6 protein-coding genes are annotated in these 15,519 nt (G+C 33.1%); 5 read left to right on the top strand and 1 reads right to left on the bottom strand.

Annotated elements, in window-relative coordinates:
• Genes AC2D8I_RS10480 through AC2D8I_RS10460 form a run of 5 tightly spaced genes read left to right on the top strand, consistent with a single transcriptional unit; the run spans window position 1 to window position 15,098 of the window.
• On the top strand, window positions 1-2,412 hold the full coding sequence (locus tag AC2D8I_RS10480; RefSeq protein WP_484705960.1) for a VWA domain-containing protein: 2,412 nt from the start codon (window positions 1-3) through the stop codon (window positions 2,410-2,412).
• Between the two features lie 3 nt (window positions 2,413-2,415).
• Window positions 2,416-3,114, top strand: coding sequence for a LolA3 family protein (locus tag AC2D8I_RS10475; protein ID WP_484705959.1), 699 nt, complete (start codon window positions 2,416-2,418; stop codon window positions 3,112-3,114).
• Window positions 3,115-3,152: 38 nt separating this feature from the next.
• A complete protein-coding gene (locus tag AC2D8I_RS10470) occupies window positions 3,153-14,180 on the top strand; it encodes an RHS repeat-associated core domain-containing protein (protein WP_484705958.1) in 11,028 nt (3,675 codons plus the stop codon).
• Window positions 14,181-14,184: 4 nt separating this feature from the next.
• Window positions 14,185-14,634: a hypothetical protein gene (locus AC2D8I_RS10465; RefSeq protein WP_484705957.1), complete on the top strand. Its 450-nt coding sequence runs from the start codon at window positions 14,185-14,187 to the stop codon at window positions 14,632-14,634.
• Window positions 14,631-15,098 carry a toxin-antitoxin system YwqK family antitoxin gene (locus AC2D8I_RS10460; RefSeq protein ID WP_484705956.1) on the top strand — a complete coding sequence of 156 codons (468 nt, stop codon included), beginning with the start codon at window positions 14,631-14,633 and terminating at the stop codon, window positions 15,096-15,098. The genes AC2D8I_RS10465 and AC2D8I_RS10460 overlap by 4 nt, the downstream gene beginning before the upstream one ends.
• A gap of 69 nt (window positions 15,099-15,167) precedes the next feature.
• On the opposite strand, the gene AC2D8I_RS10455 is transcribed toward AC2D8I_RS10460, so the two are convergent.
• Window positions 15,168-15,368, bottom strand: a complete 201-nt coding sequence (locus AC2D8I_RS10455) for a hypothetical protein (protein WP_484705955.1) — start codon at window positions 15,366-15,368, stop codon at window positions 15,168-15,170.
• Between the last annotated feature and the right edge of the window lie 151 nt (window positions 15,369-15,519).

The raw sequence follows: 15,519 nt of genomic DNA, 5'->3' as shown, positions 1-15,519 counted from the left end.
ATGAAAGAAATTTTTTTATACACTATTCTTAGTGCTCTTTTTTTTGTTAGTTCATCAGCTTTTGACAATGAAAAATATCACGAAAAAGTGATAGAGACTGAGGTAACTAATATTATAAAGGAAACAGACGAAAAAGAAGAGGTTTCTTGCGATGGAAGTATCACGGAAATTCTTGTTGGCTTTTGCCCTTCTAAAACAAGTAATATGTTGAGCTCTAATTGCTCTGATGTCCTTCGTTGTTTTTCATATAATTATGAAGGTGTAGGTGAATATGGTTATCAAACTCATTTTGATTGGACATTTTATGATACAGATGGCGTAAGTATTTTGTATACTTCTAATAGTCAATTTCCTTACTATAACTTTATTAACCCTGGGACTTACAGTATAAGAGTGTGGATTACTTTTGAAAACGGATGTATAGAAAAGTATACTCAAGCTGTAGTGATAGAAGATTGCACTGTAGACCCATGCGATTTTCAAATTACAAATATTAGTACAGATCGATGTGTTTATAAAACCACCGAAACAAAAAAGCGAATAAATCAAAACTATTGTATAGGCGAAGAATATTGTTATCAATATACTGATAACTCAGGACTTATTAATAATGTTACATCTTATCTTTGGACATTTTATGATGTAGACGGGGTAACGGTATTACATACAGCGAATCATGCATATCCAGCATATACTTTTACAAATCCAGGTATACATAATGTTACTTTAGAGTTAACCTATGATAATGGTTGTACCGCAGAGTATACTCAAGCTGTAGTGATAGAAGATTGCACTGTAGACTCATGCGATTTTCAAATTACAAATATTAGTACAGATCGATGTGTTTATAAAACCACCGAAACAAAAAAGCGAATAAATCAAAACTATTGTATAGGCGAAGAATATTGTTATCAATATACTGATAACTCAGGACTTATTAATAATGTTACATCTTATCTTTGGACGTTTTATGATGTAGACGGGGTAACGGTATTACATACAGCGAATTATGCCTATCCAGCATATACTTTTACAAGTCCAGGTATATATAATGTTACTTTAGAGCTTATCTATGATAATGGTTGTACCGCAGAGTATACTCAAACTGTAGTAATACAAGATTGCGATGATGATATAGACCCCTGTGATGAAGTCGCTATAATAGTAGACGAATCGGGGTCTATAAGTCCAGAAGAAGCAAAACAACTAAGAACAGGTCTTTATAAGTTTGTAGAAGACCAATTAGATAGTGGATTGAATATCTCTATTATAGGAATGTCAAACTCAGATGGGAGAGTTGGTATAGACCCATTAGCGAATATTAGAGCAGATCATATTATAAGACAAAAAGTTACTACAGCTACAAAACCTATGTTTGATAATTGGATCGCTAATTATGGTAATAGGGATGGTAATCAGGGTGTTGATGGTAGTTCAGACTACTGGGCAAGCGCATTGAATGTAGTAAATAATTCAAACTATACCCCGGATTTGGTTGTTGTTTTTACCGATGGCTCACAAACAGCAAACATAGATTATTTAAAAACTCAAATCGATTTGATAAGACAAAACTCGAATCTTTTTGTTTATGCTATCGATAATGAATATTATGTAAATGGAAATAATCTATCAGGAAGGCTACCTCAAGATCAAGACCCTAATTATACCACGTTAAATAAAAATGAAATGCGAGCTTTAAACACTACAGTATCTAGAGATGTGGTGTCAAGTATACGAACATCATTAGATTATTTATTTGGAAATGGAGAACCAATCTCTGGACAAATGAATTTGGCTACTGCAGATTATTATGGTTATGATGATTTTTCGGGAATAGAATCTGGATTAGGGATCCTCTCTAATTTATTAGCACATTCAGAAATTGAGTGTTCTAATGCCGTAGACGAATGCTATGATTGTTATACTTTTCAACCAGAGCGAGATAAATTTTATTGGATTAGCGGTTGGGTAAAAGAGGATTTAAATATTCAAGTAAAGTCTTATATACACGCTTCATTGCGAATAAATTTCATTAATGCTGTAGACATTGAGATATCCTCTAAAGTTTTATACCCTTCTGGAAATATTATAGATGGATGGCAACGTATTGCTGGGAAGTTTCTTGTTCCCGAAGAAACAGTAACTCTAGAATTAGAACTATCGAACGCTAGTAATAACATTCCTGTGTATTTTGATGATATAAGAGTACACCCCATTAACGGGAGTATGAAGTCCTTCGTTTATGACCCTGTTACTTATAGGCTTATGGCAGAATTAGACGAGAATAATTACAGTACGTATTACGAGTATGATAATGAAGGTGGTTTAGTACGTGTTAAAAAAGAAACGTCAAAAGGAGTAAAAACTATACAAGAAACACGTTCAGGAAATAGTATGCATAACGAAAATTAAGCAATGAGAAAAAGTAAATTTATAATATTGATATTGCTGTTTTGTTCGCATAATGTGAGATCACAAACTGTAGAAAAAATACTGTCAGAGATCTACCTACAATACAGTTCAAATAAGCCATTACAGTTTAAAATGACCTATAATTTGTATAAAACTTTTGATACAGAAAAAATATACCAAAGCTATACAGGAAGGTTTTATAAAAATGCATCCAATGCGATCTATATAAAGATTAAAGATACAGAGTTTCTTAATAACAAGGATGTAAACATAAAAGTTAGTCACAACGAGAAAGCCTTACTACTGACAGCTCCAGAGTTATATATTCAAGAAGAATACGATTTGAGTGCGCTTTTTAAAATATATGAAGAAAGTACTTTTAAAGATAAAGGAAACTATTGGGAGATTGCGCTTCTTGCAAAAGAAACCAGGTTACCCTATAGTAAAATAGTATTAGAAATCACTAAAACATTCTTTTTACAAAAGCAAATTTTCTTTTATAATGAAGGGGTCAATTTCTCTAAAGACTATAAAAAAGTAGATTTACAAAGACCTCGATTAGAAATTTGTTATTCTAGTTATGGTAGAATTCAAATGGAAGAAAGTAAATTTAAAACAACCCGACTTCTAGAAATTAAAAAAGGTGGCACGGTCGTACTGTCTTCAAATTTGAAAGGGTATGAATTATTAGATAAGCGATAAAGCTTTAAATATCAAAAAATATATAAACAAAACTATTTATGTCAAAAATTAAGCATTATTTAGTCATTATAGTAACACTGTTAACAACATTGGGGTATGGACAAGAAGAAGAAGCGTCTAGTACACGTCTTGTTGGTAACGCAATAGCAGGAGCTACAATAGCTATTCAAGATCCTTTATATAATGATCTTAACAACGGGAGCTTTGCATCTCAAGGCGCAAGTACATCAATCTATTTTGGGTTCGAAGACGATTCGGATAACCCTATAAAACATAAAGTTGTTTATGGTGCGGAGCTTAGTATAATAGTAACTCCGTATAATAGTAATGGCATAGCTCTAGCGGGATCTTCAATAGAATTGTCTATAATGCACGATAATGTAAGAGGCAATATAGGTAATGTTGTAGATTTGGCTGTGCATCAACTCCCAGGAGTACACAAAGCATCAATAACCGTTACTAACATTATATATATAGATGAAGAAGGTGATGTGATCAATATAAACGATTCTTCAGCTTATTTAGAATTAAAGTTCAAAACGAATCGTTATTATAAATTTACAAATAATACAACGGTTGAATTGTCTAGACAATTAGTAACATATGATGGATTTAATGAAATAATAAGTGCTCCTAATCCCGATTTTTCAAACGGGGAAGATGAATTAGAAGTTATATGGACTGCAAATCCAGCAGCTATAGAGTACGAATTAGAATGGGCATGGTATGATAATTATGGAGAGGTGTTACAAAACACAACACCATTGCCATTACAAACAACGGAAATTAAGCTAAGTGAGCAAGATTTTAAAAGAAATAGCACACGTATTGAAACTAAAGCATTGTCTTATCGTATTCCTTTAATTTTTTCCAGAGGATACTTGGTATATAGAGTAAGGCCAGTAGGGCGTTTTCTAGATGACATTACAAAAAATTATTATGGAGATTGGACTAGTGGCTCAAATTTTAAAACCACTATGGCAAGTTGGGCCCCTCATGTATTAGAAATAAGACTTTCGCATGAGCAAGGACTTAAGAATTGGCAATTTCAGTCATCTTATGCTGAAAATGGAAAAAAGAAAGAAGTTGTTAGTTACTTTGATGGAACATTACGAAATCGTCAAACCGTAACAAAAATAAATTCCAATGCGCAAGCTATAGCGGGTGAGGTTATTTATGATGCGCAAGGGAGGCCAGCAATAGAGGTACTTCCAGTTCCTGTAGAAGAATCTGCCATTCGGTTTTATGATGATTTAAATAGAAATCCACTTGGACTCCCGTTTTCTCATAAAGATTTTGATTGGGATAAAGAAAATTCAAATGATTGTGAAATAAGACAGACTGGAATGTCTACAAGTTCTGGAGCCAGTAAGTATTATTCAAATAATAATACCGTTAAAAACAATTTTCAAGATTATGTCCCATCGGCAATAGACCCAGATAATATAACAGAAGCCTTTCCTTTTAGCCAAATAGAATATACGCCAGATAATACTGGAAGAATTCGTAGAAAAAGTGGTGTAGGAGCATCATACAAATTAGGAACAGGTCGTGAAATGAAATATTTCTATTTGCAACCAGAGCAAGAGAAACTAAATCGTATTTTTGGATACAAGGTAGGCTACAATAGCCTCTATAAAAAAAATATAGTTGTAGATCCTAATGAACAAGTTAGCGTTAGTTATATAGACCCACAAGGAAGAACAATTGCTACTGCTTTAGTCGGTAAAAATCCTTATAATTTAATTGGTTTGCCTAGTGAATCATTTGATAGTGAGGTATTTACTTCAGATTTACTGTCCAATAATATAAAATATGCAACAGGCAGAAATGGAGTGACCATAGATGGTATTAGCCTGGGAAAACAGATAGGAGTAGAAGACGACAACCCAGAAATCTTTTTCACTTATGATGCAAGGCATAATAATAACACTTATAAAGAAGAGTGTTTAGGTGAAAAACAATACCCTTTTGTTTATGACTTAAGAATAAGTTTATTAGATGATTGTGGAAATAACCGACTTGCAGGCGATATAATTTCTTATACTATAGGAACAGCAAGTTTAACAACGAATTCTGAAGTACCAGAAATCTTAGAGCATTTGGAATTCGAAGCAGGTGCAGATTTAAAAGTAGGTACTTACACATTAAGCAAAGACATTCGTGTAAATCAAGAAGCATTAGAAATTTATGCAAATGATTTTATAGAAACGATACAAAGTACAGAAGGAGATGAAGATAACGAAGATTGTTATTTGAGTGTTGACAATTTTATACCCAACGCAAGTATAGAAGTAAACTGTAACATAACTTGCCTAAGCTGTGAAGAGTCTTTAGTTTGCGAATACCTCTCGACAGTAGAATGTGAAATTTTTAATTCAATTTTAGATCCAGATGGTGATGGCACCATTGATGTTTCAGAAAATAATGTACAAAGACTAGCTTTTATAACAGCAGCACAAAAAGAATATATATTGGAAGGAATCATTGCTATTACAGGTAATGATAGTTTTTTATACAATGGAGACACTTTAGATTTTACTTTTCCTGAAGGCGTAAACCAATTGGTATACCAAGAAGAAATAGCCCTGTATGAACAACGCTTTAAATTAGAATTTGAAAGCCTATTATTAGGGTGCCGAGATTTATGTCCTACTTTATTAACAACTTGCGAAACCGATGTACAATTATTATTAACCGATTTAACACCTAATAACCAGTATGGCAAGCTTCCAGAAACGGAGAATGATGATTTCCCTCCATTAAGTATTTTTAATGAAAATAACTTTTTACGATATTCAGGAACTTCGACGGGTACTGTAATAGAAGAAGGTGAAACAGTAACTGTAACACTATCTAATGCGAGTTGGAGAAACCCTTCATTTCCATATGCTAATGAAGAAGGAGAAACGTCATACATAACAGTTACAGAACTTGGAGAAGGCCAATTTATACCAGCAGTTTTAGATGCAAATAGTTTAATGCCAGTTTCTTCTGGGCCGTCAAATACTTTTTTAACGCTACCTCAAAACTTAGAGAATATAGAAGATTTTATTGCTGCATGGGAGCCAGATTGGGCTAAATCTTTATTAATATATCACCCTGAATATTATTACTATTTATATAATAAAGCGTTGTGTGAAGTCGAGTATAATGTAAATGGAACCCCCATGAGTTCTAATACATTTGATGCTTACTTACAAGAAATAAAAACATATGCAGAGGCTAGTTCCAATGATAATATCTTTGAATCTTTATTAGATTTTAATGAAGACCCATTTTTTAATATACAATATACTGTAGAATCTACTCTTATTGCGACACATAGAAGAGCGATAATGCAGGAAGCGCTTCAAACCAATTATGATGGGGTTAATTATGAGTCAGCAGGTACAACGCATAGTTTAAACATGTTACAAGCAGCTTTTTATAGTGTTGTTTATAGTAATGGCTTAGTACCTCAAGACGAATTTGCAACAGTAATAGAAACACCTAACCTCTTAACCTCTTACGCCTTTACAAGCCTTTCTACAAGTAAAAAGGATAGGATATGGCAAACCTTTAGAAACTATTATACTTCTCTTAAAGAAAAAATACGTTATGTCTATTCTAATGTTTATGCTACAAGCCAAAACCGTTACCATGGTTGCATAGGCAATCAGGAACATTTAGATACCTATATCACTTTATTTGTTCCTTATGCAAATTATGGCGTAGTATTATTTGATATTACTACAGCTTTAGCTTCAACCGTAAACGCTAATTATACAAGCCCTTGTGAGTCCGAGACTATACAATATTACGCAAATAAAGAAAAGCGATTTTCTCCTGCCGATTATGGGTTTAACTCTGGAGCAGATAATCAAGATGCGGCGACAGATGTAATTAATGAAACAGACACAGCATTATATTTGGAAACAGGTAAATGTCCTTTGGCTTTTGATATGGAATATTTACTAAATGGCCTTGTTAATCCTGAGTATCAAACCAACGGGCTATTAGTAGAATCTGGTCCAGAGTCTTTGCAATTAAGTGATTTACCATATTTAACCCAAGATTTATATGAAGCAGTAGGCGGAACTGTTCCCGTAACAACAGGAGTAAGTACAGATATAATAGGTCAAGCTAGTGGCGAACAATTAAGTATCAAACTAGGGGCAACACAAGCTATAGTTCTTGAAATTTTAAACCCAGAAGCCAATCGACTTCCTTGCGGAAATATTGAGCCAACATGGAGTAATTATGAAAACCAGGTTTTTAAAATCATAGATTTTAAAAACATATATTATGTTCCAAATTCTTATAATACAGAAACACTTACTTATAAGTTTCAAATAATAGCAACGGTTATCACTACAGGAAATACTACTTGTAGTAGCCCGCAAGAGATAATAATAGAAGGCACAACCATTGCAGCTATAGGCGAATGTGGTTTTGTAGACGATGGAATTGGGCAAACATTGAGTAGTGAGTCTGCCGTAGGAATAAATGGTTTATGCTATGAACGTACTCGTTTTGAAAAAAGTATGGTACGTACAATGAATAAGTTAAAAGAAGATAATCTTTTATTAACTTCTTCTGTTGTTTTAGGGCCAACACCAAGTGAAGACCTTTCTAATGATCCTTATGGCTATAAGAATAGCTTTTTACCAGAATACTTAGAAGATCCAAATTTTGAAGCTAGGTGGAGCGGAGCCGCATCTGGGAGTACTAGCAGTTTTGTAATAAATAATATAGGAACTACAGATTTTGAATCTGTTCGTATTGCATTGAATGGAGTAATTAACCCTGTAAATATAGAACGTTTTACAAGCCTTAAAATCGACGAAAATGATAATACGAGTATTACTCTTAGTTATTTAAGCCTCTCAACATTAGAATTGGTTCACGTACAAGGTGTCATTTTGGGAGAAAAAGAAAGAAATCAAATAACACTCGATTTTGATTGCGACTGTACGGAAGAGCTTAGTTACAATAGTGGAGTGAATCAATCTATAGTACAACTGCTTAATCATTTGGTAATTCAACAGCAAACACCGCAAGGTATTGTCTACCCCTATAATCCTCCAGAATTACAAGCTTTAGCACCTTTTTTTATGCAACCAAATTTACTAATCACTTATTTTGGGTATGAAACAGGTGTTGAGGGGGTTAACAGCTTAATTCTGCAGTTTAATAATAATGCTTTTTTTACCTTTAAAATAATGATTAGTGATGGAATAGATTCCTTTCCATACAATACAGCAACATCTAATTTTTTAGATCAAAGTATAGAATTTTCGAATTTTAATATCACGCAATTTAATACTAATACTAATGGGAATGAGGGAGTTATTTTTGAAATTGATATCACACATGGAGAGTATACTGTGTTTTATGATTCAGGCCAAGAGCAAATAATTCCTGCAGGCACAAGAACTGTTGGCGGTAAACATAAGAATATATTTGAAGATGTTATTTGTCCAGAAATCATAGAACCTGTTAGCTATATAGAAGATCTCCTTTTAGAATTAATAAATGAATATAATGAGAATGGAGAAATACCAGATGGATATACCACAGCCGCTTTAGAGGCTTTAACAGATAATATTGTATTTCCTTCGGGTAATGGAAGTTCCAGTGAAACTATCGGAGTGTACAATTTCTCTGTAATAGAAACACAAACGGGCGATCAAGTGATGTTCAATTTTAATGAGGATTCAGAGTGTGGCATTGTAGTAAATGTAATTGGACGAGTTGTAACTAATGCATTTTCGGGCATTACAGAAGTTACAAACTTCTTTTTTAGTGGAGACCAGTACGATTCTTTTATTGTTGAAATAATTCATGAATCAGGAAAAAAGATACATGCCAGTGGAACATTAAGTTGTCTCACTTTTGCAGGATGTTTAGTTGAAGTTCCTGTGCCATGTACACCCTGTATTCCTCAAACAGTAGCACCAGTATCATGCTCTAGTGCATGGGAGGTTTATAATGAAGCTATTTTTATTGCTAGCAAAACAGCTGAAGACTATCAAGCACCCCAGTATTTAACTCAAGAATATTTTTGCCAAGCAAATTTGGCCTATGTTGTAAATGATTATTTGTATTTTTTAGAGCTAATAAGAGATTTTCCAGATTTTTACGTAAACATAGAAGAGTTTAGTGCTTCAGAGTTAAATATGGGATATGAAGGTCTTACAGATGCTATTGATGGCTATATATTATACCTTCAAGAAGGAGGAGATAAGGAATGGGTACATTATGTCTCTCAAGTATATTTAATAGAGAACGATATTCCTTGTCCTCCAGTACCTTTTTTAAGCGCTGTTAGTGTTGTTGTAGATGATGTAGAGGATCCTTGTGTAACACTGCTTAATGGGGTTAATGATACCTATTCTTCAGAAGGTTTTGAAGCTTACCTTAATGCGGAAAAAGAGGCTTTTAAATTACGTTATATTGAAGACGCAATAGAGAATCTAGAAGAAACATTTGTTAAAAAATCGCCGGACAAGGAATATCAATATACATTATATTATTACGATCAGGCAGGGAATTTAGTGCAAACAGTGCCGCCAAGTGGAGTTACTAGATTAGCCCCAGAATCTAATTTATCAATAAATAATTTAAGAGATAATTCACCAGATAGCGAAACAACCAATTCTAATCTAGTTCCAAATCATACTCTCGAAACGCAATACCGTTACAATTCATTAAATCAATTGGTATGGCAAAGTACACCAGATGGCGGTGTAACTCGTTTTGCATACGATGCGCTAGGAAGGATTGTTGCTTCCCAAAATGCAGTACAAATTTTAAGCGGTAAATTTAGTTATACTAAATATGACAGCTTAGGTCGTATTATAGAAGCAGGTGAAATGGATCTTGGTACAGGGTATATAATAGACTCTAATGGGCGACTTAAAAATAACTCAGGGGCCTATGTAGAAGTGTCTAATGAGTTGTTCCCTAGGAGTATATCTGCCGAGCAGAGAGAAGTTACAAAAACAATTTATGACGACCCTTTTGGTAGTACCTCATCTCTGTTCGAAACCTATTCAGAAAATAATACACGAAACAGAGTAACAGCGGTTTTGTATTATAATAGCGTATTAAATACAACTCAAGATATAAATTATCAAAATGGACTCTTTTATGATTATGATGTTCATGGCAACGTAAAGGAATTAATTCAGATTAATAATGACCCTAATCTAGTCGCAATTCAACAGGATGTTAAGCGAGTAAGTTATGATTTCGATTTGATTAGTGGAAATGTGAATAAGGTTTATTACCAAAAAGGTAAACCAGATCAATTCATTCATAAATACAACTATGATGCAGATAATAGAATTACAGAAGTATATACTAGTAAAGATGCGATTATATGGGAAAAAGAAGCGAATTATCTATATTATGAACATGGTCCTTTAGCACGTACAGTAATAGGAGATAAACAAGTACAAGGGCTAGATTATGTATACACACTACAAGGATGGCTTAAAACAGTAAACGGAGAACGCATTGGTAGTTCATACGATGTAGGTTCAGATGGGTTATCGGTTGCTCAAGACGCCATGAGTTTTGCCCTTAATTATTATAAAGGGGATTATAAATCGAGATTTCAAACACCAGAAAATAATGTAGATAATCAGTTTTTATATTATAGTAAGGCCGATAATCTAGAAGGTAATCAAGATCTTTATAATGGCAATATAAAGGAGATGATTACAAGTTTGGTAGATGTTAATCAAAATTATCTCGCAACTCAGTATAATACTTATACATACGACCAGCTAAATCGCTTAAAAGCGATGAACTCATTAGCTATAAATAACGTTACAGGTAATAGTAATGCTTCGTTCAAATCAAATTATAGTTATGACAATAATGGGAATCTAGATAGTCTTAACCGTTGGGTGTTACAAGGCGGAAGCGCTCCAAAATTAATGGATGCATTAAGCTATAATTATAAGCCCAATACGAATCAATTAACACATGTAGATGATACAGTGGACGATAATGATTTTGTGAATATAGATATAGATGATCAAGAAGAAAATTATATAATAGATAACACCTCTTATAATAATTATAATTATGATGAAATTGGGCAGTTAACAAAAGATGTTTCAGAAGGATTAGATATTGATTGGCGTGTAGATGGAAAAGTAAGTCGAATAACAAAAACATCAGGAACCGTAATAGATTTTGACTACGATGGCCTAGGAAACAGACTCTCCAAAACAGTAACAGATCATAACGGTATTGTAGATAAAACCTTTTATCAACGAGATGCCCAAGGTAATGTAATGGCCTTGTATAGCCTCAATGGAGATAATGATGACACAACAACAGGCATACAGGAAAATTTATTTTTACCAACAGGAAATGTAGATACGACCTCGACAGAATTAGCAACTAACGGAGTTTATGTTGCAGGAACAGGTAGTTATAATGTGTTGCCTCCAAATGGAAACTTAACCATAAAAGCAGGTCAGGAAATAGTCCTACTTCCAGGATTTAATGCTGTTCAAGGGAGTACACTATTAGCTAAAATAGAAACGCAGGACTCAGGAACAGGCGCAATGGACAATGCCAGTTATCGTTTAAAAGAGCAGCATATATACGGTAGTACAAGATTAGGGATCCAACAAGAAAACTTAATATTAGGAGAAGTCTCGGTTGCATCTCCAAAATTAGAAGTAACGCATGCCAAACCCCTTGCAAGAGCCTTAGAAAGCCAAATTCAACCCCCTTCAAATTTGGCAGGATTAAATTATAGTGGATTTAACTTATCTACCTGGTTAGAACCTTCAGAAAATTTAAACTTATTTTTGGAATTAGGGCTAACATCACAGATAGAATTGGCAAGTAAATTCAAAATAATTGAAGACTTAACCCTTTTTCCGCTAAATGATATAAGACAAGTTGCTAGACTTAGTGGACAAGAATTTGTAGATAAAGGAAGAAAAAATTGGAGCTACTTATATAGAAGTATGGTTGCTGCCTATGTAAAAAGAACAGCAGATAATAAATTTAAGGCAGTAATAGAATTAATTAGATTTAGATCAGACCATAGATTCCATAGCAGAAAATGGAATTGGAATGATTATTATTCTGTAGAAACATTTGAGTTAGAAGAAGGTATTCCAGAAGGCGAATGGGATATGAAATGGGAACTAAACCTTAAGTATTCATTCATACCAATTTATGAGCCTACCTTATTTTTAAATGGCAATATTTATACATTAGGTAATGGATTAGTGAAATTAGATAAAGTAGCATTTAGTGAAGGGGAGTTTAAGAGGAATCACAGAACAGACGATTTTTATAATGTTTTTCCAAATGTAATAGGGCTATCAGGCTTTAAATCTTTAGGATCTAAATTCGGATTGCCTGCACAAATGTGTGAGTTTAGTTATAAGCTAGATGAAACCCATAGACGCTTTAATATGGATATGACTTATTCATCAGACGATGGTCAATTGCAACTCTCTTCAATTCTGACACAGTTTTCAACCACGTATTGTGGAGAAGAAAATGTAGATACAGATGGAGATGGAGTGATAGATGCTGAAGATAATTGCCCCTTTTCAGAAAATCCATTTCAAGAAAATGTAATGGAAATAAATGCAGGAAATCCTGCCGATAATGTTGGTGATCTTTGCGATAATTGCCCGCTAATAAGTAATCCAATTCAAGCCGATAGCGATGTAGACAATAACGGCTACCCTACTCCAGATGGTGTTGGTGATCTTTGCGACAATTGCCCAACAAAGGAAAATGTTAATCAGTCCGATGTAGATAATGATAATGTTGGAGATGTTTGCGATAATTGTATCTTTGTAAATAATCCTGGGCAAGAAGATACTAATAATAATGGAATAGGAGATGCTTGCGAAGGCGATGACCAAGGGAATGCTTTTCTAGCAAGTGTTGGTGTGCCAATACAATCCAATCGATTAATAGGAGACAAACGCTATGAATTAAGTAACCATTTAGGCAATGTTTTGTCTGTTATTACAGATCGTAAATTATTTGACGAAACGGATTTAGCAAACCCTTTTAAACCAGACGTTCTTTCATATAATGATTATTATCCCTTTGGTATGCTCATGCCTAATAGACATGGATCAACGGATGATTACAGGTATGGTTTCCAAGGGCAGGAGAAGGATGATGAAGTTAAAGGTGAAGGGAATAGTTATAGCTATACACATAGAATGCATGATCCAAGAATTGGTAGATTTTTTACACCTGACCCTATAGAGGCAAGATACCCATGGAATAGTCCTTATGCTTTTTCTGAAAATAGAGTTATTGATGGTATTGAATTTGAAGGGTTAGAATTTTGGAATGTAATTACAGATCAAGCTAAAGATTATGGGAGATCAGCTTTAGATTTATATACTGAATATGAAGCTCATATTTCTGCATATGCAACTATGACTGGAGGAATTATAGTCACAGCAGGAGGTATTGCTTTAGCAGCTGTCCCAGGAGCTCAAGGTTTTGCAGCTGTAGCTATTACATATGGAGTTGCACAAACAGGTTTTGGTTTAGCTAAAGTTGTTGATGCGCATAGAGGGACTAACGATCCAAGATTAGCAAAAGCTAATAATTTTGGACAATTAGTTGGTAATGATTTAGAAGAAAAAGGGTATGAAAATGCTGGTGAGATAGGTTATTACATTGGAGAAGGTATTGATATAGGTACTAATGTCACGGCTGGTATAAAGAAGTTATTAGGAAAAGGAGTGAGTCCTCTGGCGAGATATTTGGCTTATGGGAAAGTGTCTAAAGGACTCGGAAACGCTGTTACTACTTCTGCAATGCTCTCTTACGATATTTTTGTTGCGGATGCTAATAGTAGATTAGCAGATATAACTAATTTGAAATCAACAATAGAATTTGTAGAAACCGAAGTAGGTGTTGAGATTTTAATACATTTTGAAGCATCAAATGATAAAGGTGAATTTATAGAAGAAAAACATAAAATGACAGTTTCAAAAGAGCAATTAGAGTCGTTTAAAAAGGAACAGGAAGCAGAAATAAAAACAGAAGTTAATAAAGTAAAAGATTAGCATTATGAGTTCAAATATTTTTCATAATAAAGTGGGTTTATCTATAATAATTAAGATAGCTTTAATAGTATTGTTTGTATTAATTCTGATAATAAATTCTTCTTTATTGCAATTTGTTTTTAGTTTAATTTTTTGTTGGTTATGTGTTAAGGCTTATTTTAAAACTAAAACAAAAATTGAACGAATAGAAATAAATAATGAAAGAATACTTTTATTTGATAAAGAAGGAGAAAAGAAAATGGATGAATTAATAGAAGAAGTTCATTTTGAATTTTTTAATAAAGGGCTTTTTTACATTAAAAAAAATAAAGATAAATTTTATTTTGATGTAGGTAAAGAAATAACAAGGCTAAAGAAAGCATTATCAGATAAAAAAATAGATATAAAACAAAAGAATAAAAAGAATAAACTAAGTTTTAGCGATGTTCTTGATATTATATATATATTCAAATGAAAAGAAAAATATTATTTTTAATATCAATAGTTTACTGTAGTTTTTTATTTGGACAGGTTAAGAATACGAACATATTTGATGAAGAAGGAAATAAACATGGTTTTTGGAGATTTTATGATTTAAATGAAAAAAGAATAGTTTATGAGGGCACTTTTTTTCATGGAAAAAAAAATGGCTCTTTTGTGTCTTATTATAAATCTGGCTTAATACAAAATAAGAATAATTTTGAGAATAATTTTTTCCAAGGTAAGCAGAGTAGGTATAATGAAAATGGGGTCTTAATATGGTTATGTGAATATGATAAAGGTGTTAAGAATGGTATTGAAAAGAGGTATTATTCTAATGGTAAATTACAAGTAGAAATTAATTATTTAAATGGAAAAATTAACGGTAATCAGAAGTATTATGATGAACAGGGTAACGCTATGCCTTTTTCTTTTAAAACTGTAAAGTCAGGTAATTAGTTTGTATTAGTTATTGGAATAAAAATAGAGAAAGCTTTTACATAGATGTAAAGGCTTTTTTTTTGTGTCTTAAAGTGAAGCAACATTTTTATCAAAGAAGTCTTTAAATTTCTTGTTAGTAAGCATTTTATCAATAATTTTAAAGATGGTGGATTTATCTTCCTCGTCTAGCTTATCAATTAATTTTAAGCGTTCATCTTCTGTTTTATCTTCTAAAGTTACAGCTTGTGGTATATCATCTTCAAGGTTGATAATCTGGTCAACAGTCATATTAAAAAGCTGTGCAATCTTATTAAGTTCAACTACAGTAATATCACCCCCGCTAGGCTACCACGTATCGCTACTGCTAAGCTTAGCTTAGTAGCGTTACAGATTGGTATAAGAATAAGAGTAGAAATAAAAAGAGAAAAGCTTTTACAGA

This window comes from Lacinutrix sp. YIN62, assembly GCF_057219185.1.
Note: the sequence above shows the minus strand (reverse complement) of the source record. Positions and strands in the feature narration are given on the sequence as shown.